Consider the following 19,302-nt stretch of genomic DNA (forward strand, 5'->3'; position numbering starts at 1 on the left):
CCACATGGTGGGCAGGCTACGAGGCGTCGTGGGGCGGGGGCGACAGCATTTCCAGCTCGGCGGTCAGGTTGTGGCGCGCCGTGGACTCCCACTCGGTGGTGCCGTGGGGGGTTCGGAACAGGCGGGGCAGGTCCAGGAGTTGGCGGAGGATGGCGGCGCGGCCCGTGCGGAAGGCGTCGCTGGGGACGAAGTGGTACTCCTCGCGGACGGCCGTGGTGTACGCGGCGTACGCCGACGGGGGTGAGGCGAGGACCGCGAGGTCGGCGTCGCACAGGACCTGTCCGTCGGGGTCGTCGTCGGCGGGGTCGTGGGTGACGGTGAGGCGGACCAGGCGGGCCACCTCCGCGGTCTTCGCGTCGGGAACACCCGCTTCCGCGAGGGCGCGTTCGGCGAGGCGGGCCGAGCGCTCCTCGTTCTCCGAGCGGTCGGGCAGGTAGACCGCGTCGTGGAACCAGGCCGCCAGCCGGACCACGTCCGGATCGTGCGCGTACCGCTGGAGTTCGTCGACGCGGTCGAGGACCGCCGTGAGGTGCTCATCCGTGTGGTAGCGGCGCTGCGGCTCCTGCCAGCGGGCCAGCAGGTTGTCGGCGTACGGCGCCGGGTCCGGACCGCCGGCCGGGCCCCGGGCCGCTTCCAGGGCACGGGCGAAGCGGATGCGCAGGGAGTCGAGATCGGCCATGGGGGCATTCTCCCGCCGAACCTCGCCTGCCGCGGCACTAGCGTGGGGTTCATGACGACTCCTGCTGATGTGCACGACGTACGGGACCCCGAGCAGCCCGGGCGGCTGCTCACGATCGAGCGTGACGCGCTGATCCCGCTGCTGCGGGGCCGGACCGGGGAGGACTTCGCCCGGCCCGTCGCCGCGTGCCCGGGCTGGACGGTGCGGGACGTGCTGGCGCACTGCTCGTCCGCGCTGACGCGGGTGGTGGAGGGCCGGTTCGAGAAGGGCGTGTTCTCACCCGAGTCCAACGACCGGGACATCGCGGAGCGGGCCGACTGGAGCGACGCGCAGATCGTCGACGAACTGGAGCGGGGCATGGCCGCGGCCGGGCCGGTGATCGCCCGGGCCGACGGGACGCTGGACATCCTCGCCGTCGGTGAGTGGGTGCACGCCGGGGACGTGCGCGAGGCCTTCGGGGAGCCGGGGGCCTACGGCGGGGCCGGGCTGCCGGACGCGCTCGCGCTGCTCGCCCGGCTCACCCGTGAGCGGGGGCAGGTGCCGCTGCACGCCGACCTCGACGACCTGGACGAGCCTCTGCGGCTCGGCGAGAGCGGCGGGGAACGGCCCCCGGGCCGCTTCATCGGGGACGGGCCGACGCTCGTACGGCTGTACGCGGGGCGGCCGCTGGACGGGGCGCCCGCGTTCGAGCTGGCCGGGGTGGAGGCGAAGGAGCTGAACGTCTTCGGCTGAGGCACGCGTCCGGGGCCGGGGGCTCCGGCCCGCGGGATCGCCGCCCGGGGGCTTGGGAATCGGCGCGAATGGGCAGCGTAGTCTTTGATTGGACTAGACCTGTCATCGAACGCCGACGCATGCCGACGAAGGGGCCCCATGAGCAAGCGTGCAGTCCTGGAGGTGATCGCCCTCGGCGTCGAGGACGCCGTCGCCGCCCAGGCGGGAGGCGCGGACCGCCTCGAGCTGGTCACCGACATGGCGGCCGACGGGCTCACCCCGCCGACCGCCACCGTCGCCGGGATCCGGCGTGCGGTCGACATCTCCCTGCGGGTGATGATCCGGCTCGAAGGCGGTTTCGCGGCGGGTGACGTCGACCGGCTCGCCGGTACGGCGGCCAAGCTGCGGGAGGCCGGGGCGGAGGAGTTCGTGCTGGGCTTCCTCGACGGCGAAGGCGCGGTCGATCTCGCCGCCGTGGAGCGGCTGGTGGCGGTGCTGGACGGATGCCCCTGGACGTTCCACCGGGCGATCGACCGGGCCGCCGACCGGGACGCCCTGCGCAAGCAGCTGGACGGGATGCCGGGGCTCGACACGTACCTGACCGCGGGGGCTTCGGGCGGGGTCGACGAGGGGCTGCCCGTACTGCTCGCGGAGGCCGGGCGGTCGGGGGAGCCCGGGTACGAGCAGCGGTTGCTGGTGGGGGGCGGGTTGCGGCTGGAGCATGTGCCGGTGTTGCGGGGGGCGGGAATCGACGCCTTTCACATCGGCGGGGCGGCTCGGCCCCGGGGTTGGGACGAACCGGTGTCGGTGGAGGCGGTGGCCCGGTGGCGGGCGGCGCTTGACGCCCGCTGACGACGTATGCGGCGCTGCTGCGACCGGGCCTCCGGCCTGTGGATCACGCGAGGTGTCCGGTCCTGCACCAGCGTCTCGGCGACTGTGGTCAGGGGGCTGGAGCACTGCCACGCGGCCCCCATGGGGCCGACTGCGCAGGCGAGTCAGTGACCGGCCGGGGCCGGGCCGGCCGCCGCGCGTGCCGGGGTGGCGGCGGGTGATGACCTGTGTACGGCGAAGACCGTGTCGCAGCGGTCCCGGACGCCGGCGTCGTGGGTGGCGAGCACAACGGCGCACCCGGCTCGGCTCAACTCGCGGAGCAGGTCGATGACGGCGGTGGTGTTGACGTCGTCGAGGGCGCCGGTGGGCTCGTCGGCGAGGACCAGCGCCGGGCGTTGGACCAAGAGCCGGGCCAGAGCCACGCGTTGCTGTTCGCCGCCGCTCAGACGGTGGATCCGTTCCTTGCCCCTGCCCGCCAGGCCGACCCTGTCGAGGGCCTCCGCGATGCCCGGAGCTTCGCCATCCGGTCTTTCCCGCCGAGGTCTGACGGCCACTTCCAGGTTCTCCTGGACGGTCGCGTTCTCGATCAGGGCGTAGTGCTGGAACAGGTAGCCGAGGGTGTCACGACGGAACCGGCGTGTCCTTCCTCTGCCGAAGCGTGTGATGTCGTCCCCCTGGTACCGGATCGCTCCGGTGGTCGGCCTGTCGAGCAGTCCGAGGCAGTTGAGGAGGGTGGACTTTCCTGATCCGCTCGGGCCGACGAGTGCGAGCATCTCACCCTGGCCGACGGTGAGATTGACCCCGCTCCACAAAACCCGTGACTCGAACGACTTGGACAGGTCTTCGACCTCGATCACGATCTTCTCCGAATTGAACGAGGGAGTTCCGGTGATTGCGGAGTTCATATGGAGGCCGCGCCTTCCTTCACGATCCGACGATGAAAGAACGCGAGAGCGAGCAGCACCGCTCCGAATTCCACTGCAACCAGGGTCGTGATGACGCCGGCGTCCAGCGCGGTGAGATGAATGGGTTGAAAAGGAGCCGGCGCACCGGCGGCCGCATACTCTTTCAGTTCCTTCCCCTGCTGCCATGCCTGAAAAGGCACCCGGGTGGCGAATATCACTGCGATGGCCAGTTCCACGGCGAGGATGAAACGATGTGTGGTGACATATCTCCAGCCGCTGATGTGTCGCGCGAAAATCGTCTGCGCGTTTCTGCGGGAATAGATGATGCAAACACCGACACCGGCGATGAGGAGAATGATGGCGGAGATGATGAGATTGAATACGTGCAGCCGTAGTTCGCTGACCGCGTTCCTGAGGTCCAAGGCGGTTTTCTGGCCAACGGGACTGATCCCGCTGATGTAGTCCTGAAGGTTGTTCGCCTTGATGCCGTTCAGCGCGTCATCAGGGTCGGGGAAGACCACTCCCGCCTGGGAGGCATAGGTGGTGTATGCGTCGTCGGTGAGATATCTCGAACCATTGGGTACGGCGATGATCACCGGGTCGCGCACCAAGGACCTGTCCTCGTCGGGACCGTGTCCGGAGTTGTAGGCGTAGGCACCGGTGTTGTATCCGAAGAGACGCTGCCCCGCCTTGCTCCTCATTACCTCGAGCGGGATGTTCTGGTTTTTTCGTGAAGCCATGATCGAGGACGCCGTCTTCGCGATCACCGCCGTATGGGACGCGAGAGAATCCGGGACGAGAAGCCGTATCGGCGGCGAGTCCGGAGCTTTGTCCCGCCCGGTTTGCGCGGTGTAGCGGCGTCCTGCGGGGTCCCGTACCGGCTGTTCGGCGAGATACGTGTCGTTGACGACGAGGAACTCGCCGGACGGCAGCCGGGCGCCGGGGGCGGAGGTCTGGAGGTCTCTGCGGCCGGCGAGGACGACCCGGCCGTCGCGGTCGGCCTGGCGCAGCCATGGCCCCACGTGCTCGTCCAGTTGTTCCGTGCGCATGGCGAACGCGCCGCTGAGGCGGATCGAGACCGCGTCGCCCACCGTCTCGTAGACCTTCTGGTTGTCCAGACGCATCAGCACCCCGCGGCCGGCGACGGCGACGTTCGTGGCGATGCTGAGCGCGAGCAGGAGCGCGGGGATGCGTACGGCATACACGCTGAGGGACGCCGCCCGTGCGGGCAACTCGCCCTTGAGCGCCTGCAGTACGTCGACCTTGTGGGTCAGCGCGAGCACGGCCGCGTGGGCCGCGAGCACCAGGATGACCAGGAGGGCGGCGGCCACCGCGGCCACCGCGGCGAACAGGCCGAGCCAGGCGAAGCCGTTGTAGAGGCCGAGCGAGGCCAGTGCCACCGCCGTCACGGTGCCGGCGACCGCGAGCCAGTAGACCACCAACTGCCGCAGGTCACGCAGGAGGATGCCGGTGAACGACATGCCCTGCATCCGCAGGACCCCGTACGTCCTGGCGTTGAGCAGCACACTCGCGCCGGTTATCGTCACGGCTGCGAGCGCGACCACGCAGAAGGCCTGGAACAGCGGGTCTTCCGAGTACCGGCTACTCAGTTCCGCGTATGACAAGGGGTGGGTCACGCTCGTGGTGAGACCCAGGCCATCGAGCCGGGTCACCAGGTCGTTCACGTTCGAGGCTGTGCCGAACACGTAGTAGGAACCTCGGGGATCCAGTGCTCCGACCTCGGATATGGGGTGCACGCGTGTGGCACGGTTCCTGCTGAACTGCGGATAGCCGTCGTCCGGCCAGCTCTCGGTCATGGACGTTCCGGCGGATGTCAGATACAGATGCCGGAGACCGTCGGGGTTCACCATGTCGGGCATCTCGCGGGCTACCCCGACCTTGTGTTCGGCTGAGAAGCTTTCGATGGCCCGGATGACTTGGGTCCCGCTCTTCGACCCGTCGGAGTCGATTACTTCGACAAGGGCTGTGTTTCCGAGTATTCCCGTCTCGTCCAGGCCGCGCACGAAAAGGAAGGACAGTACTGCGGCGAAGGCGAGAACCGCGGCGTGGACGAATCTCGTGCCTCGATGCAGCATCTCTTATCAGTCAATCCATGAGGGAACAGCCATGGGGGCGAGGAGTACCCGCCCCCATAACTGGGTTGTCAGCAGCTGGGGTCGTAGTGGTACGAGATGCTGCCGCCGTTCTTCGTGCCCGAAGCCAGGGACCAAGGGCCCGGAGCGGTGCAGCCGCTCTTGAAGGTCTGGCTGCCGATCTTCACGGACGACGCGTGCCAATTCGACGCGTGCTTGAAGTTCGACCACGCCGTGTTGGCTCCCTGGTCGTAGCTCCACTTTCCGCCGGCCACGTCGACGGTGGTGGCGATCGCCGGTGTGGCCGCAGCGAAAATAAGGGCCGCGGATGCGACAGCCGCCCTGACCACGTTTCTCTTGTGCATGGCTCGTCACCTCTCACTATGAGTTTTTCGTGGACTTTCCGTGTACACCTCAAATCTTGAACGGAAAGTGATCACGACGCAACAGCCTGATCGTTTTCGGCTGCCAGTTGGCTGAAAGGCTGTGGATCATGAGGTGGAAGATGGAGTGAGGGGGTGAATCCGGACAGTGGCAGGATTCCACTGTGTGATGGCCCGCAGAGGCACGTTTGTTGCGGCGGCGGCCGCGCTGTCTGGCTTAAGGTGCTACGGGTCGCGGCCGGTGGTGACCCTGGGAATCCGGCCCCCATCGCCAACTGTCCTCGGGAGTCCACCGCATGTCGGCCAGTCAAAAGTTAGAGACGGCATTCCGCTTTTCCCGGCCGGAAAGGGAAGCCGTGGCGCGGACCGTTTCGTACCGCGTTGCCGCCGTCTGGCTGCTGCCGATGCTGTGGACGCTGACGTGCGGTCTGTGGGGGCTGACGCGGCAGGACAGCCTGTGGCGGGACGAGGCCGCGACCTGGCAGGTGGCCGAGCGCTCGACGGCGGAGATATGGCGCATGCTGGGCAACGTCGACGTGGTCCATGGGCTCTACTACCTGTTGATGCACGCCCTGTTCGAGTGCTTCGGCCCCGGCATCGTGACGCTGCGGCTGCCGTCGGTGCTGGCCACGGCGGTCGCTGCGGCTTGCGTGGCCGTCATCGGCCGCCGACTGGCCGGCGCCGGTGCGGGCCTGGCCGGTGGGATGGCACTCGGACTGCTGCCTGCCGTGCAGTTCTACAGCCAGGAGGGCCGGTCGTACGCGTGGGTGGCGGCCGGGGCCGGGGTTTCCACACTGCTCCTGGTGACCGCCCTGCAACGGCAGGTGCCCAGGCGTCACTGGGCCGCCTACAGCGGCACGGTCCTCGTCACGGGCCTGCTGAACTGGCTCTCGCTGATGGTCCTGGCGGCGCACCTCGTCACCCTGCTCTGGACTCGTGCCGGGCGCCCGGTACCGGCTCGCTGGGCGGTGGCGGCCGGGTGCGCAACCGCCGGCGCGCTGCCGTTGATCGTGTTCAGCCGTACTCAGTCCGGGCAGGTGTCCTGGATACCGCCGCTGTCCGGGCACATGCTGATAGGCCCCGGCATTCTGCTGGCGATAGGGGGCGTCGGCGCACTGCTGGACCGGCCGAGGGCCGGCCGGCTGTCATCGGCGGCGGTGGGATTGCCGCTGCTGGCGGTGCCGCAGCTGGGCCTCATCGCGCTGTCGCTGATCCAGCCGTTGTTCCTGGACCGCTACATCCTCTACAGCATGCTGGGGCTGGCTCTCCTGATCGGGACCATCGTCGACGCGGCGGTACGGGCGGCCGGTCCCCGCTTCCCGCAGGCGTCGAGGTGCATTCTCCCGATGACGCTCGCCGTGGCGATGCTGGCACTGCTGCCGCAGTCACTGGCCAAGCGGTCGCCGGCGAGCAGGGTGGACGACGTGCTGGCGGTGGCCTCGGAAATACAGCACCTGAAGCAGACCGGGAACGGGGTCCTCTTCATACCGTCGGCCCGTCGGGACACCAAGTCCGTGTCCCCGAACGCCTTCGCGGGTCTTCGGGACATAGCTCTGGTGGAGACCCCGGTGGGCTCAGCCACCCTGAAGGGCGTGGAAGCGGACCCGGACCGCATACGCGCCGCGCTGCTGGCCGAGCACCGGGTCCTCCTGGTGACGGACGCGTCTCGGGTGGCCCGCCCGGTGACGACTGCCCGGGACAGAGCGAAGACGGCCGTCCTGCACGAGTACTTCACCCCGGTGGCCGACGAACAGATCCGCGGCCGCCGGGTGACGGTGTACGAACGCCGGCCGGCGACCCGCTGACCACCGCCGTGGACACCCTGCCCGGGCAGTCGGCCGAGGTCCCCGGCCAGGTGGGCGGCGCGGACGGCGGGAAGGACTCGCCTAGGCCAACTGTGGTGGCAGCGGGGCCGTGTGGGTCACCGTCAGACCCGATACCGCCCTGGTCAGGGCCACGTACAGGCGGCGCAGGCCCGTGCGTTCGTCGGGTTCTGCGTCCACCACCGCCCGGGGCTCGTCCAGGACCACGTAGTCGTACTCCAGACCCTTCGCGAGCGATGCCGGGACCAGGGTCAGGCGGGTGTCCGCGGTCGTCTCCTCGCCGGGGCCGAGGTACGGGATCCCGGCCTGGTTCAGGGCCTCGGCCAGCTCCGGGACGCGGGCGTCCGCCGCGATGAGGCCGGTCGAGCCCTCGTGGCGCAGCAACTCGCGGCAGGCCTCGACCACGTCCGTCGTGCCGGAGACCGGCCGGACCTCGAAGTGGCCCGGATTGTCGCGGATCGACGCCACCGGGGTCAGCCCGGGGGCGATGTGCGGGAGCAGCCGGGAGGCGTAGGTGATGACGTCCGTCGGGACGCGGAAGCCGGCCGTCAGCTCCTCCACCAGGGCGTCCGGCTTGCCGAGGTGGGCCAGCGCCTCCTGCCAGCTCCGCGTCGCCCACGGCGTCGTGCCCTGCGCCAGGTCGCCGAGGACGGTCGCGCTGCCGGTGGTGCAGCGGCGGCCGACCGCCCGGTACTGCATGGGGGAGAGGTCCTGTGCCTCGTCGACGACGACGTGCCCCAGGGAGTGCGTGCGCTGGATCAGGTCGGTGGCCTCGTCGATCAGGACGGCGTCCGCGGTGGACCACTTCGCCGACTTCACACTGCGCGCCGGCCTCGCCCAGAGGATCGCCTTCTGCTCGTCCTCGTCGAGGATCCCCTCGGCGTGGACCGCGAGGAACTCCGCGTCCGAGAGCAGCCGCAGCACCAGCTTCGCCGGGTCGACGGCCGGCCAGAGCGTCTTCACGGCCGCCTTGACCGCGCTGTTGCGGGCCACCGCGTCCTGCACCCGGTCGTCCGGCGCCTCACCCGACCGTTCCATCTGCACCAGCACGGCGTGCGCGATGCGCTGCGGCAGGGCCTCGCGCGCGGCGCCGTAGCGGATGTCGCGGTCGAGCAACTCGCGGACGATGTCCTCCAGTTCGTACGCCGGGACCCGCCAGCGGCGCGAGCCGCGCACGACCACGACCGGCTCGGCGGGCATCGTGACGTACGAGTACAGGGCCCGGCGCAGCACCCGCGCCAGCCGGGCGTCGCCCTTGACGACGGCCGCGGTCACCTCGTCCGTGCCCTTGATCTCCACGTGCGCCACCAGGTCGGCGACGGTGGCCTGCTGCACGGTCAACTCGCCCAGCGCGGGCAGGACCTGCTCGATGTAGTGCAGGAAGGACCGGTTCGGCCCGATGACCAGGGTGCCGGTGCGGGCGAGGCGCTCGCGGTGGGCGTAGAGGAGGTAGGCGACCCGGTGCAGGCCGACGGCGGTCTTCCCGGTGCCCGGGCCGCCCTGCACGCACACCGTGCCGGACAGGCCGGAGCGGACGATCTCGTCCTGCTCCGGCTGGATCGTCGCGACGATGTCCCGCATGGGGCCGACGCGCGGCCGTTCGATCTCCTGCTGGAGCAGCTTGCTGGTCCGGGAGGCCTCGGCGGGGTCCGACAGGTGCTCGTCCTCGTACGCCGTGATGTCGCCGCGGGTGTAGCCGAAGCGGCGGCGCAGCGCGATGTCCATCGGGTCCTTCTTGGAGGCCCGGTAGAACGGCTGCGAGACCGGCGCGCGCCAGTCGATGACCATGGGGTCGCCGTCGTGGTCGTGCACATGCCGTCGCCCGATGTAGAAGCGCTCCCCCTCCGCTCCCTCGGCCTTCTCGCTCCCCGGGGCGTGCAGGTAGTCGAGCCGGCCGAAGAACAGCGGGGTGTCGCTGAGATCCGCCAGGGTCTTGATGCGCTCCTCGATCTGGCGGGCCAGCACCTCGGCGTTCACCCAGTTCGCGGTGACGTCGCTGATGTCGAGGGACTCGACGTCCTCGCGCATGGCACGCAGGGCGGTTCGGGACGCGGCGAGGTGGGAGCGCTCACGCGCGAGCGGGTCGTCGACGGGCGTGGACAAGGGGGTGCCTCCGGGGGACCTGCTGAAGAGTGGGCGGTGAGAAGCCGGCCGGTTTCCGTCCGGTCGGCGGCGCTCCGTGAGGGAGGCGGGCAAGAGCGGAGATCTTAGAGGAGCGGGGGTGGTGACCGCGAACGGTTTTCGTCCCCTAGGGGACGGGCCCTTCCTCCTCGGGGGAGCGGGTCGGTCCAGGGGCGTACGCGACGCCCGGGAGGTTCGGTCCCGAGACCGACGCGGACCTTATGGGTCGAATCGCACCATGGAGATATGAGCGCAGCAACCATCCACCCCGCCCCGGCACCGGGCCGCCCGCCCGGCGCCACCGCCGTGGCAGGCAGTCACCGTCACCGCCTCGGCGACGCCCTGCGCGCCGTCAAGGTCTTCGCGGGCGCCGCCTTCGACGTGATCGTCCTCGGCCAGTACGGAGAGGAAGTCGGCGTGGTCCGCCGCCACAAATGACCCGACCGTCCGTCCCGCGAAGTGACCCGACCGTCCGTCCCGTGAAGTTGGCCGACCGTCCGTCCCGTGAAGTTGGCCGACCGTCCGTCCCGTGAAGTTGGCCGACCGGCCCGCTCGCGAAGTGAGCCGACCCGCCGGTCCCCGGGGGGTGACCCGACCAGCAGGTCCCGGAAGTGAGCCGACCCGCCCGCCTGGGTGATGAGCCGGCCCGTCCCCCTGCTCAGCTCTCCGCGAGCAGCTCGTCCGCGTCCACGATCCGGTACGCGTACCCCTGCTCCGCCAGGAAGCGCTGGCGGTGAGCGGCGAAGTCCTGGTCGATGGTGTCCCGGGCGACCACCGAGTAGAAGTGCGCCTGGTGGCCGTCCGCCTTGGGACGCAGCACCCGGCCGAGGCGCTGGGCCTCCTCCTGCCGCGAGCCGAAGGTGCCCGAGACCTGGATGGCGACCGTCGCCTCCGGCAGGTCGATCGAGAAGTTCGCGACCTTGGACACCACGAGCACACTGATCTCGCCCTCCCGGAAGGCGTCGAAGAGCTTCTCCCGCTGCGCGTTCGACGTCTCGCCCTTGATCACGGGCGCCCCGAGATGCTCACCCAGCTCGTCCAGCTGGTCGATGTACTGCCCGATGACGAGGATCTGCTGCCCGGCGAACTTCCGGACGAGCGCCTCGGTGACCTTCCGCTTGGTCGCGGTCGTCGCGCAGAAGCGGTACTTCTCCTCCGTCTCGGCCGTGGCGTACGCGAGCCGCTCGGAGTCGGTGAGGTTGACCCGGACCTCCACGCAGTCGGCGGGCGCGATGTAGCCCTGCGCCTCGATCTCCTTCCACGGCGCGTCGAACCGCTTGGGACCGATCAGGGAGAACACGTCCGACTCCCGGCCGTCCTCGCGGACCAGCGTGGCGGTCAGGCCGAGCCGCCGCCGCGCCTGGAGGTCGGCGGTGAACTTGAAGACCGGCGCGGGCAGCAGGTGCACCTCGTCGTAGACGATCAGGCCCCAGTCCCGCGAGTCGAACAGCTCCAGGTGCGGGTAGACGCCCTTCCGCCGGGTGGTGAGCACCTGGTACGTGGCGATCGTGACGGGCCGGATCTCCTTCTTCGTCCCGCTGTACTCGCCGATCTCGTCCTCGGTCAGCGAGGTCCGCTTCACCAGCTCGTGCTTCCACTGCCGGGCGGAGACGGTGTTCGTGACGAGGATCAGCGTGGTCGATTTCGCCTGGGCCATCGACCCGGCGCCGACCAGGGTCTTCCCGGCACCGCAGGGCAGGACGACGACGCCCGACCCGCCGTGCCAGAAGTTCTCCACGGCCTGCTTCTGGTACGGCCGGAGCGCCCAGCCGTCCTCGGCCAGCTCGATCGCGTGCGCCTCGCCGTCGACGTACCCGGCGAGGTCCTCGGCCGGCCAGCCCAGCTTCAGCAGCGTCTGCTTGATCTGCCCGCGCTCGGAGGGGTGCACGACGACCGTGTCCGGGTCGATACGGGCGCCGACCAGGGGTGTGATCCGCTTCGACCGAAGGATCTCCTCCAGCACCGGACGGTCGGTCGTGGTCAGCACCAGTCCGTGCGCCGGGTGCTTGGACAGCGTGAGACGGCCGTAGCGGTCCATCGTCTCGGCGATGTCGACGAGCAGCGCGTGCGGCACGGGGTAGCGGCTGTACTGCACGAGGGCGTCCACGACCTGCTCGGCGTCGTGGCCCGCCGCGCGGGCGTTCCACAGACCGAGCGGGGTCACGCGGTAGGTGTGGATGTGCTCCGGCGCCCGCTCCAGTTCCGCGAAGGGGGCGATGGCCCGGCGGCAGTCGTCGGCCTGCTCGTGGTCGACTTCCAGGAGCAGGGTCTTGTCGGACTGGACGATCAGCGGACCATTCACGCGAGGCACCCTTTCTGTGGCCGGAGGGCTCGGACGGCTCGACAGCGCGACGCCCCGGCCAAACGTCCAGTGTGCCTGATCGACCGCGTCAGGCGGTGTGATCTGCGCGTCCGGTCGTACTGAATGCCTATTCATCCCAACGTGTGGTGTGAATTCAGTTTTTCCATCGCGGCCCCGAAGAATGGCGCGCGTGCGCAACCCGACGACCACCACGCTCGGATATGCCCTGTTCGCCACCCGCTGGCTTCAGGCCCCGCTGTACTTCGGGCTGGTGGCAGCCCAGGGCGTCTACGTCTACAAGTTCTTCAAGGAGCTGTGGACCTTAATCCTCATGTGCGTGAGCGGGCACGCCACCGAGACGTATGTGATGCTCGCGGTGCTCAAGCTCGTCGACGTCGTCATGATCGCCAACCTGCTGATCATGGTGATCGTCGGCGGCTACGAGACGTTCGTCTCGCGCATCGGCCTCCAGGGCCACCGTGACCAGCCGGAATGGCTCTCGCACGTGAACTCCAACGTGCTGAAGGTCAAGCTCGCCACGGCGATCGTGGGCATCTCCTCCGTGCACCTGCTCCAGATGTTCGTGGACGTCCACCACACCTCGCGGCACGCCCTGCTGTGGGGGACGGTGATCCACATGGCGTTCATCGTCTCGGCGGCGATCCTCGCCTACATGTCGGGGCCGATGGTGGCGCAGTCGGACCGCGGCCACCCCGACGGCGGTCACACCGACCGCCCACCGGCCGGCCAGGCGCAGGCCGGGCAGACCGGGCAGGCCCGGCAGGCGTCGGCAGCCCCCCGGGAGGAGAGCGACCAAGGAGACCCGCGGCGGGCCCGGCCGGAGCCCGAGCACGTGGTGGCCACACAGGCCGTCCCCCGGCAGCCCGCCCCTGACGCCGACGCCGAGGCCCGGATCCGTGCCGCCGGCTTCCCCGCCCGCAAGCTGCTGGAGGACTTCGACCAGCAGCACCCCCGGGACTTCGACCGGGAGGCCCTGGCCCGGCTCGGCAAGGCGGAGTTCGTCGCCGCCCGGCGCAATGTGGTGCTGGTCGGGCCGCCCGGCACCGGCAAGACCCATCTGGCCATCGCCCTGGGCGAACGGGCCTGCCGGGCCGGGCACCGGGTGCTGTTCGCGTCGGCCGCCGAGTGGGCCGCCCGGCTCTCGGACGCCCATGCCGCCGGCCGGCTCGACGCGGAACTGACCGCTCTCGACGATCACCCCCTCCTGATCGTCGACGAGATCGGCTACACGCCCTTCGACGCGGCGACCGCGGGCCTGTTCTTCCGGCTCGTCGCCCACCGCTACGAGCGGGCCTCACTGATCGTGACCAGTGACCGCCCGCTCGGCCGCTGGGACGAGGTCCTCGGACCGTGCGCCCCGGGGATCACGGACCGCCTGGCCCACCACGCCGACCTCGTACGCCTCGACGGGGACAGTTACCGCACGCGCCGCGCTACTTCAGCGTGGGCAGACTGAGGTTGTTGACCAGCGGGCCCTCGATGCCGGCCCCTTCGGTGACCAGTGGTTCCACGGCGGCGGCCGGCAGCGGCAGCGGCGGCGCGGGGGCCGCGGCGGCGCAGGGCGCGAGCACCCCCACGAGCGTGACGGCACAGAGGGCGACGGCGCGCAGGTTTCCGGGCATGGGGACGACAAGGCCTTTCGGAGAGCGACATCGGGGACGGCGGAACCGCGCCGCCGCGAACCGGCCCGGGCCTTCCCTGGACCGGCCCGCGGAGCGCACGCGAGCGGATCAGATCTGCGGTGTCTCGAGGACGAGCCCGGCGGCGTCGATGCCCACCGCGGAGGCCGGGGTGGCGAGCCCCCCGAACGTCATCAGGGCGGCGGTGACGAGGACGGCGGCGACCCGGCGGACAGCGCTCATGGAGGATTTCCTTTCGGCGGGACTCACAGGACACCCGGTGGCTGCCCCCGCACGCACGGTGTGATGCGGCACGCCCGGGAAGGTCGCCCGGGGGTGGGAAATCCCCGGCGTGGCGTGCATGAACGCCCGCTCGTACCCGAACGGGTGACGCGGCCCGCGCGGTGCCGTCAGCCCGCGTCGTCGGCGAGCTCCGCCACCCCGGTGATCCGGTGCAGCGGATACGTACGGACCTCGTCCGCGGTGTGGTCGTAGGCCGTGACGAAGCCGCCCTCGACGCGGATCGGGGCGATGACCCGCTGGCTCGCGGCGCCCTCGGCGTTGACGTAGCCGATCCACAGGGCCTCGCCGGTCAGGACGGCGGCCTGCATGGTGGCCAGGGTCTCGGCGGCACCGGTGCGGGGCAGTTCCCCGTTCGCCGCCGGGGTTGCGCCGGACTTGCGCGGGGTGGTGGAGGCCAGGTCACCGGCCCGGATGGCGCGCAGCGCGGCCGACAGGAGGGTGTCGTCGGGGACGGGCGGGCCGTCCGGGACCGGCTCGGGCGCGGCGCGGGGCGGGGTGCGGTGGGCCAGGGCGCGGGTGATCAGCACGTCGCCCTCCGCGGACTCGGCGGCCGGTGCGAACCCCATCGCCCGCAGGCCTTCCAGCAGCCCCGCCGGGTCGCTCCGGGCGGCCAGCACGGTCGGCGCGAGCCGGCGCAGTCCGAGCCCGGCGGCCCGCTTGTCGGCGAGGATCTCGCTGAGCACCGCGTCGTCGTCGCAGCGCACGTACGCCGAGGCCGCGCCCACCCGCAGATGGCCGTGCCGGCGGGCCACGTCGTCGATCAGGTACGCGAGGGGCTGCGGTACCGGCGTGCGGGAGTGCGCGGCGAGGAAGGCGTGCAGGTCGGAGGCGGCCTGACCGGCGTCGAGTGCCCGCCGCACCGAGCCGGGCGTGAACCGGTAGACGGTCGCACCGCCCTTGGACTCGACATCCGCCAGCACGCCCAGCATGTCCGCGAGCGGCCGCTGCAGGGGCCCGGGCGCCACCGCCGTCAGGTCGGCCTGGAGCAGCACGTGGTCCAGCGGTTCGGGCAGCAGTGGCGCGAGCAGCCGGGCCGCGGCGGCGGAGGCCACGGCCTGTTCGGCGGGGGAGAGGGGGGCGGGCGGGGCGGGGCGGTGGTGGTGGACGGGCAGTTTGTCGCCCGGCCCGGAGGGCTCTGCTTCCGGGCCCCTGACGGCAGCGGCGGCCGCGGGCGCCCCCAGCAGGGCCCGGCCCTGGGCCGACAGCGCGCCCCGGCCCGTGACACCCAGCAGCTCCGCCTCGGACAGCGCCCACTCGGCGAGCCGGCCCCGCAGGTCGTCCTCACGCCGGTCGCCGCGCAGGGGCCGCTCCCAGCGCAGCCGGGCCAGCACCGACCCGATGGCCGGTGCGGCACCCTCCGGCAGCCCGGCGAGCAGCGCCAGCACCCGGTGCCGTACCTCGGGGGCCGCCGAGCGGTCCAGGCCCGGACCGAGCGCCGACAACGTACGGTCCTTGGCGTCCCGCCCGCCCACCAGACCGGCCGTCCGGGTCGCCGCGAGCCATGCCGTGACCAGCACCGACCAGCGCTCGGCGGCGGGCTGTTCCAGCCACTCGTCGTACGCGGGGGTCGCCGCGTACCGCTCGTCGGCCTCGCCGTCCGAGGCGAGCAGGCCCGCGGCGTACGCCAGTTCCACCCAGAACGCGGCGGTCGGCTCCGGCACGTCGAGGGCCACCGCCGTGCGCTTCAGGTCCCGCACGCTCAGCCCGCCGGCCCGCAGCACCGCCGGCCCGCCCTCGTCCCAGTCCTTCAGCAGCTCCTCGACGGTCGCGAGCGCGGTGTACGCCTGGCCGGCCGCGGTGCTGTCCACAACCTGTGGACGATGTACGGCCGCCGCCTCGACCACCGGCGGCACCGGCTCGGGCGCCCGGTGCGCCAGGCCGCGCCGCAGGTGCAGGGCGACTTCGCGCGGCAGGACGACCGTGCCGGGCGCCGTCGGCAGCAGCAGGCCGCGGTCCAGCAGCCAGCGCAGCCGGGGCGCCGGATCGGCGGTGACCTGCCCGTACGGCGGCCCCCACACCAGGCGTTCCAGCACGTCGAGGGAGTCGGCCGGGGCCTCGGCGAGCAGCGCGGCCATCCGGGCCCGGTCCGTGAACAGCCCGGTCAGGGCGCCCACCGCGGAGACCGAGTCGTGCGTCGACGCCAGTCCGGCGGTCGTGACGATCTCCTGGATGCGGCCCGGGGACATCCCGGCGGTGGCCTCCTGGACCGTCGGGCCGAGCCCCGTGGGCGAAGGGTGCTGCGGCGAGGGGGCCAGCAGCTCGCGGGCCGTGCGGACCAGCCGCAGCCGGTCGTCGTCGCCCCACGCCAGCGCCTGCTCGCGCAGCAGGTCCAGGGCGTGCGGCAGGGCGGCGACGACGGCCGGGTCGGCGTCGTCCCCGGCCATGAGCCCGAGCAGTTCGTCGTACGTCGCCGGGTCCTTGGCCACGGCCAGCGCCTCCGCCGTCTGCAGCGCGAACCGGTCCAGCCGCTCCAGGGCCCGCACCACCGAGGCGCGGGTGCCGGCACGGGTCGCGAGCTGGGTCAGGTCGGTGGGGACGGGCGTGATGAGATCCGGGCGGCCGCGCAGGAGCGCGCCCAGCGCGGCATCGCCCCGCGCGCGGAGCGCTTCCGCGAGGGAGCGGGGGGCCGGGGGCCTGTCCTCGGTGCTCATCCGGTCCACGGTAGCGGGTCGCCTCCCCGGGCCGGGCCGACTGTTCGCCGCCTCGCCGCCGTACGCGGGACGGGCTTTTGGCCGCCCCGCGGGCACTCGCGGTACCGTCGTGCGACGGCGTCACGCAACGCACCCGCCCCGGAGGGGACTTCGTGGGGATTGAGAGCGACCAGGTCGTTTACGAGTATCTGAGCCGCGTCGGCGACGTGGCCCAGCAGCGGCAGTTGTCGTCGGCCACCCGGATGCGTCTGGTCGCGGATCTGCGCGACGAGATCGACAAGCGTCGCGCCAGAGCCACCGTCGACTCGCCCGCCGCGGTCCGCCGCATCCTGTCCCGTCTGGGCAGTCCCGACGACGTCGTGACCGCGGCCGCGGACGGCACGGGCGATGAGCCGCACCGCGCCGCCCCGGCCTCCGTCCCGGTGCAGCGCGACACCGAGCCGGTGGAGCGGGCCGATCGGGCCAAGGGCGTCGTACGGCGCGTCGTGCCCCGTCCCCGCCCGGCGCGGCCCGCCGACGAGCCGCACCCCACGCCCGCCGACGGGCCGTCCCCGCCGCACCTGGCCGCCGGGCACGAGCTCGGCGACAGCGCGGTCCAGCCCGACTGGTGGCGGGTGGACAGCGGCCCCTTCGGCGTGGGCGACGAGGTGCCGGGCTTCGTGGGCGGCGTGGAACTGCCGGACCTGCTGAGGCCGCCGGCGCCGCGGAAGCCGGAGCAGGGCAAGCCGGCCGCCGGGGAAACGGACCCGGCCGTGGAGGCGACCGAGGTGGCCGACGCGGCAGACGTGACCGGGAAGGGAAGCCGCCGCCGTCTGGTCCGTCTCCCCGCCGGGAACTGGAGCAACCCGCTCCTGCTGATCGCCGCCGGGTGCCTCGTCGCCGGTGCCGTGCTCGGCAACTGGTTCGTCCTGCTGCTCGGCTGGCTCATCGCCTACGCCTCACGTCGCCTGACCCAGGCCGAGACCAAGTGGGCGGTGGTGATCCTGCCCGGCCTCTCCGTGGCGGGGGGCCTGCTCTGGCTGTGGGGCCGGATGAACGGCCGCTGGGGCACCCCGATCGCCGAGGGCCAGATGAACGCGGCGGTGTCGGAGACCTGGCCGTGGGTGGTCCGGGGCGCGGCGGTGGCGTCGGCACTGTTCGTGGTGTGGCGCTCCCAACGCTCCCGCTAGCCGCGCCCAGCCCTCCCCCTGGCCGCGCCCAGCCCTCACGGCCGGCCGCTCTCAGCCCTCCCTCTAGCCGCGCCCAGCCCTCACGCCGGCCGGTCGCCTCCCTCACGTCAGCCGGTCGCTGCCCTCGTGCCGGTCGCTCGCTGCCCTCGTGCCGGTCGCTCGCTGCCCTCGTGCCGGTCGCTCGCTGCCCTCGTGCCGGTCGCTCGCTGCCCTCGTGCCGGTCGCTCGCAGGCCTCGTGCCGCCCGGTCACGGGCCGCCGTCCGCCGTTCACACCGCCTGGGCACAATGGCCCATATGGCACTCACCGTCGGCTTCGACCTCGACATGACCCTCATCGACTCCCGGCCCGGCATCCGCGCCTGCTACCTGGCGCTGTCCGAACGGACGGGCACGTACATCGACGCCGACCTGGCGGTCACCCGGCTCGGGCCGCCGCTGGCCGAGGAGCTGATCAACTGGTTCCCGGCCGAGGAGATCGCGGCCATGGCGGACCTGTACCGGGAGATGTATCCGACCATCGCCATCACCGCGACCCCGGCCCTGACCGGCGCCCGGGAGGCCATCGCGGCCGTACGGGCGGCCGGCGGACGCGCGATGGTCGTCACCGCCAAGTACGAGCCCAACGCCAAACTGCACCTCGCGCACCTCGGCATCGAGCCCGACGCCGTCATCGGCGACCTGTGGGCCGAGCAGAAGGCGGAGGCCCTGCGCGAGCACGGCGCGGGCGTCTACGTCGGAGACCACGTCGGGGACGTCCGCGGCGCCCGGGCCGCCGGGGCGCTCTCGGTCGCGGTGGCCACCGGCCCCTGCCCGCCGGAGGAACTGCGCGCGGCCGGCGCGGACGTCGTCCTCACCGATCTGACCGAATTCCCACAGTGGCTTTCGGACTACCGTCCCGCGCGCGCCTGACGTCGTCCCGCCGCCACGGAACACAGCACTCCGGCACCGGCCATCAGGAATCCGACGGCCATGAGCATGCTCAATCCGAACATGTACGTCGGAAAGGGAGTCGTCCCGAGCAGCAGAGGGGCGACCGTGACCAGTGTGGCCAGGGCACCGATGAAGAAGACGACGGCTCCGGCCCGGACCAGACGGTCACCGGGAGCGGCGGAATTCGTTTGGGTTTTGTCACGCACCCGACCAGGGTAGTTCCCAGCGCGAAGGAACAACCGGGTGACGTCTTGTCACCGGCTGCAAGAGCATTAGCCTTGGTACCGGCGGGTCCGTACGACCCGCCCGAGTGCTATCAAGAGCCGTTTCCCGAAGCAGTTTTCCGACGAGTACGAGGACGAGGACAGACGTGCCCACCGGCAAGGTCAAGTGGTTCAACAGTGAGAAGGGCTTCGGCTTTCTCTCCCGCGACGACGGCGGTGACGTCTTCGTCCATTCCTCGGTCCTCCCCGCCGGAGTCGAGACACTCAAGCCGGGTCAGCGAGTGGAGTTCGGCGTCGTCGCCGGACAGCGCGGTGACCAGGCGCTGTCCCTGGCGATCCTGGATCCCACCCCGTCCGTCGCCGCCGCGACCCGCAAGAAGCCGGACGAGCTGGCCTCCATCGTCCAGGACCTGACGACGCTGCTGGAGAACATCACGCCCATGCTGGAGCGGGGCCGCTACCCGGAGAAGACGGCCGGCAAGAAGATCGCCGGCCTGCTGCGCGCGGTCGCCGACCAGCTGGACGTGTAACGCCGA

Annotated in this window: 18 protein-coding genes; 8 read left to right on the forward strand and 10 right to left on the reverse strand. The window is 71.5% G+C overall.

The annotated features are described in order from the left end of the window. Positions 1 to 16 precede the first annotated feature (16 nt). Complete coding sequence (locus ACIQU3_RS13235; RefSeq protein WP_403924878.1) at positions 17 to 679, reverse strand: hypothetical protein; 663 nt, start codon at positions 677 to 679, stop codon at positions 17 to 19. A gap of 51 nt (positions 680 to 730) precedes the next feature. Between ACIQU3_RS13235 and ACIQU3_RS13240 the strand changes: the two genes are divergently transcribed. Both ACIQU3_RS13240 and ACIQU3_RS13245 read left to right on the forward strand, forming a co-directional pair. After that, positions 731 to 1,411 carry a maleylpyruvate isomerase family mycothiol-dependent enzyme gene (locus ACIQU3_RS13240; protein ID WP_403740105.1) on the forward strand — a complete coding sequence of 227 codons (681 nt, stop codon included), beginning with the start codon at positions 731 to 733 and terminating at the stop codon, positions 1,409 to 1,411. Between the two features lie 138 nt (positions 1,412 to 1,549). Further along, entirely contained in the window at positions 1,550 to 2,242 is a 693-nt protein-coding gene (locus ACIQU3_RS13245; protein WP_403740108.1) for a copper homeostasis protein CutC, read from the forward strand. Positions 2,243 to 2,385: 143 nt separating this feature from the next. Here the strand turns inward: ACIQU3_RS13245 and ACIQU3_RS13250 are convergent, their stop codons facing one another. The 3 genes from ACIQU3_RS13250 to ACIQU3_RS13260 all read right to left on the reverse strand — a co-directional run bounded on the left by ACIQU3_RS13250 (position 2,386) and on the right by ACIQU3_RS13260 (position 5,584). Then, positions 2,386 to 3,126 (reverse strand): ABC transporter ATP-binding protein, encoded by a 741-nt coding sequence (locus ACIQU3_RS13250; RefSeq protein WP_403740111.1) that lies wholly within the window; start codon positions 3,124 to 3,126, stop codon positions 2,386 to 2,388. Next, positions 3,123 to 5,222, reverse strand: a complete 2,100-nt coding sequence (locus tag ACIQU3_RS13255; protein WP_403924880.1) for a hypothetical protein — start codon at positions 5,220 to 5,222, stop codon at positions 3,123 to 3,125. Before ACIQU3_RS13255 ends, ACIQU3_RS13250 begins: the two co-directional genes overlap by 4 nt. A 68-nt stretch (positions 5,223 to 5,290) precedes the next feature. Next, entirely contained in the window at positions 5,291 to 5,584 is a 294-nt protein-coding gene (locus tag ACIQU3_RS13260) for a lactococcin 972 family bacteriocin (RefSeq protein ID WP_403740119.1), read from the reverse strand. Positions 5,585 to 6,006: 422 nt separating this feature from the next. On the opposite strand from ACIQU3_RS13260, the gene ACIQU3_RS13265 reads away from it, so the two are divergent. After that, the gene (locus ACIQU3_RS13265; RefSeq protein WP_403740447.1) at positions 6,007 to 7,407 is read left to right on the forward strand and encodes a hypothetical protein; all 1,401 of its coding nucleotides are present in this window, start codon (positions 6,007 to 6,009) and stop codon (positions 7,405 to 7,407) included. A gap of 81 nt (positions 7,408 to 7,488) precedes the next feature. On the opposite strand, the gene ACIQU3_RS13270 is transcribed toward ACIQU3_RS13265, so the two are convergent. After that, a complete protein-coding gene (locus ACIQU3_RS13270; protein WP_403924882.1) occupies positions 7,489 to 9,528 on the reverse strand; it encodes a HelD family protein in 2,040 nt (679 codons plus the stop codon). A gap of 264 nt (positions 9,529 to 9,792) precedes the next feature. Here ACIQU3_RS13270 and ACIQU3_RS13275 point away from each other — a divergent pair, with 264 nt between their 5' ends. After that, entirely contained in the window at positions 9,793 to 9,984 is a 192-nt protein-coding gene (locus ACIQU3_RS13275) for a hypothetical protein (RefSeq protein ID WP_403740125.1), read from the forward strand. 220 nt (positions 9,985 to 10,204) lie between these two features. Here the strand turns inward: ACIQU3_RS13275 and ACIQU3_RS13280 are convergent, their stop codons facing one another. Beyond that, complete coding sequence (locus ACIQU3_RS13280; RefSeq protein WP_403740128.1) at positions 10,205 to 11,848, reverse strand: DNA repair helicase XPB; 1,644 nt, start codon at positions 11,846 to 11,848, stop codon at positions 10,205 to 10,207. A gap of 181 nt (positions 11,849 to 12,029) precedes the next feature. Between ACIQU3_RS13280 and istB the strand changes: the two genes are divergently transcribed. Beyond that, complete coding sequence (gene istB, locus ACIQU3_RS13285; RefSeq protein ID WP_403924885.1) at positions 12,030 to 13,325, forward strand: IS21-like element helper ATPase IstB; 1,296 nt, start codon at positions 12,030 to 12,032, stop codon at positions 13,323 to 13,325. On the opposite strand, the gene ACIQU3_RS13290 is transcribed toward istB, so the two are convergent. The 3 genes from ACIQU3_RS13290 to ACIQU3_RS13300 form a co-directional block, all read right to left on the reverse strand. Next, positions 13,303 to 13,491, reverse strand: coding sequence for a hypothetical protein (locus ACIQU3_RS13290; RefSeq protein ID WP_403924887.1), 189 nt, complete (start codon positions 13,489 to 13,491; stop codon positions 13,303 to 13,305). The genes istB and ACIQU3_RS13290 overlap by 23 nt on opposite strands. Before the next feature lie 108 nt (positions 13,492 to 13,599). After that, positions 13,600 to 13,731, reverse strand: coding sequence for a hypothetical protein (locus tag ACIQU3_RS13295; RefSeq protein WP_403924890.1), 132 nt, complete (start codon positions 13,729 to 13,731; stop codon positions 13,600 to 13,602). 167 nt (positions 13,732 to 13,898) lie between these two features. Continuing rightward, complete coding sequence (locus tag ACIQU3_RS13300; protein ID WP_403924892.1) at positions 13,899 to 16,442, reverse strand: helicase-associated domain-containing protein; 2,544 nt, start codon at positions 16,440 to 16,442, stop codon at positions 13,899 to 13,901. Positions 16,443 to 16,594: 152 nt separating this feature from the next. On the opposite strand from ACIQU3_RS13300, the gene ACIQU3_RS13305 reads away from it, so the two are divergent. Together ACIQU3_RS13305 and ACIQU3_RS13310 are read left to right on the forward strand one after the other, a co-directional pair. After that, on the forward strand, positions 16,595 to 17,611 hold the full coding sequence (locus tag ACIQU3_RS13305) for a hypothetical protein (RefSeq protein ID WP_403740143.1): 1,017 nt from the start codon (positions 16,595 to 16,597) through the stop codon (positions 17,609 to 17,611). Between the two features lie 286 nt (positions 17,612 to 17,897). After that, positions 17,898 to 18,521 carry an HAD family hydrolase gene (locus ACIQU3_RS13310; RefSeq protein WP_403740146.1) on the forward strand — a complete coding sequence of 208 codons (624 nt, stop codon included), beginning with the start codon at positions 17,898 to 17,900 and terminating at the stop codon, positions 18,519 to 18,521. On the opposite strand, the gene ACIQU3_RS13315 is transcribed toward ACIQU3_RS13310, so the two are convergent. Next, a complete protein-coding gene (locus ACIQU3_RS13315; RefSeq protein ID WP_234849639.1) occupies positions 18,500 to 18,748 on the reverse strand; it encodes a hypothetical protein in 249 nt (82 codons plus the stop codon). The two genes, ACIQU3_RS13310 and ACIQU3_RS13315, sit on opposite strands and share 22 nt — an antisense overlap. Before the next feature lie 164 nt (positions 18,749 to 18,912). On the opposite strand from ACIQU3_RS13315, the gene ACIQU3_RS13320 reads away from it, so the two are divergent. Next, positions 18,913 to 19,296: a cold-shock protein gene (locus ACIQU3_RS13320; RefSeq protein ID WP_003991106.1), complete on the forward strand. Its 384-nt coding sequence runs from the start codon at positions 18,913 to 18,915 to the stop codon at positions 19,294 to 19,296. The last annotated feature ends 6 nt before the right edge of the window (positions 19,297 to 19,302 follow it).

Source organism: Streptomyces sp. NPDC101110, from assembly GCF_044759525.1.
GTDB lineage: Bacteria > Actinomycetota > Actinomycetes > Streptomycetales > Streptomycetaceae > Streptomyces.

What these genes read in the sequence shown, in the direction of transcription:
- ACIQU3_RS13255 (WP_403924880.1), bottom strand. Translation starts at nt 5,222, where the DNA reads ATGCTGCATCGAGGCACGAGATTCGTCCACGCCGCGGTTCTCGCCTTC.
- ACIQU3_RS13265 (WP_403740447.1), top strand. Translation starts at nt 6,007, where the DNA reads ATGCTGTGGACGCTGACGTGCGGTCTGTGGGGGCTGACGCGGCAGGAC.
- ACIQU3_RS13240 (WP_403740105.1), top strand. Translation starts at nt 731, where the DNA reads ATGACGACTCCTGCTGATGTGCACGACGTACGGGACCCCGAGCAGCCC.
- ACIQU3_RS13290 (WP_403924887.1), bottom strand. Translation starts at nt 13,491, where the DNA reads ATGCCCGGAAACCTGCGCGCCGTCGCCCTCTGTGCCGTCACGCTCGTG.
- ACIQU3_RS13310 (WP_403740146.1), top strand. Translation starts at nt 17,898, where the DNA reads ATGGCCCATATGGCACTCACCGTCGGCTTCGACCTCGACATGACCCTC.
- istB (WP_403924885.1), top strand. Translation starts at nt 12,030, where the DNA reads ATGGCGCGCGTGCGCAACCCGACGACCACCACGCTCGGATATGCCCTG.
- ACIQU3_RS13245 (WP_403740108.1), top strand. Translation starts at nt 1,550, where the DNA reads ATGAGCAAGCGTGCAGTCCTGGAGGTGATCGCCCTCGGCGTCGAGGAC.
- ACIQU3_RS13300 (WP_403924892.1), bottom strand. Translation starts at nt 16,442, where the DNA reads ATGAGCACCGAGGACAGGCCCCCGGCCCCCCGCTCCCTCGCGGAAGCG.
- ACIQU3_RS13235 (WP_403924878.1), bottom strand. Translation starts at nt 679, where the DNA reads ATGGCCGATCTCGACTCCCTGCGCATCCGCTTCGCCCGTGCCCTGGAA.
- ACIQU3_RS13260 (WP_403740119.1), bottom strand. Translation starts at nt 5,584, where the DNA reads ATGCACAAGAGAAACGTGGTCAGGGCGGCTGTCGCATCCGCGGCCCTT.
- ACIQU3_RS13295 (WP_403924890.1), bottom strand. Translation starts at nt 13,731, where the DNA reads ATGAGCGCTGTCCGCCGGGTCGCCGCCGTCCTCGTCACCGCCGCCCTG.
- ACIQU3_RS13250 (WP_403740111.1), bottom strand. Translation starts at nt 3,126, where the DNA reads ATGAACTCCGCAATCACCGGAACTCCCTCGTTCAATTCGGAGAAGATC.
- ACIQU3_RS13275 (WP_403740125.1), top strand. Translation starts at nt 9,793, where the DNA reads ATGAGCGCAGCAACCATCCACCCCGCCCCGGCACCGGGCCGCCCGCCC.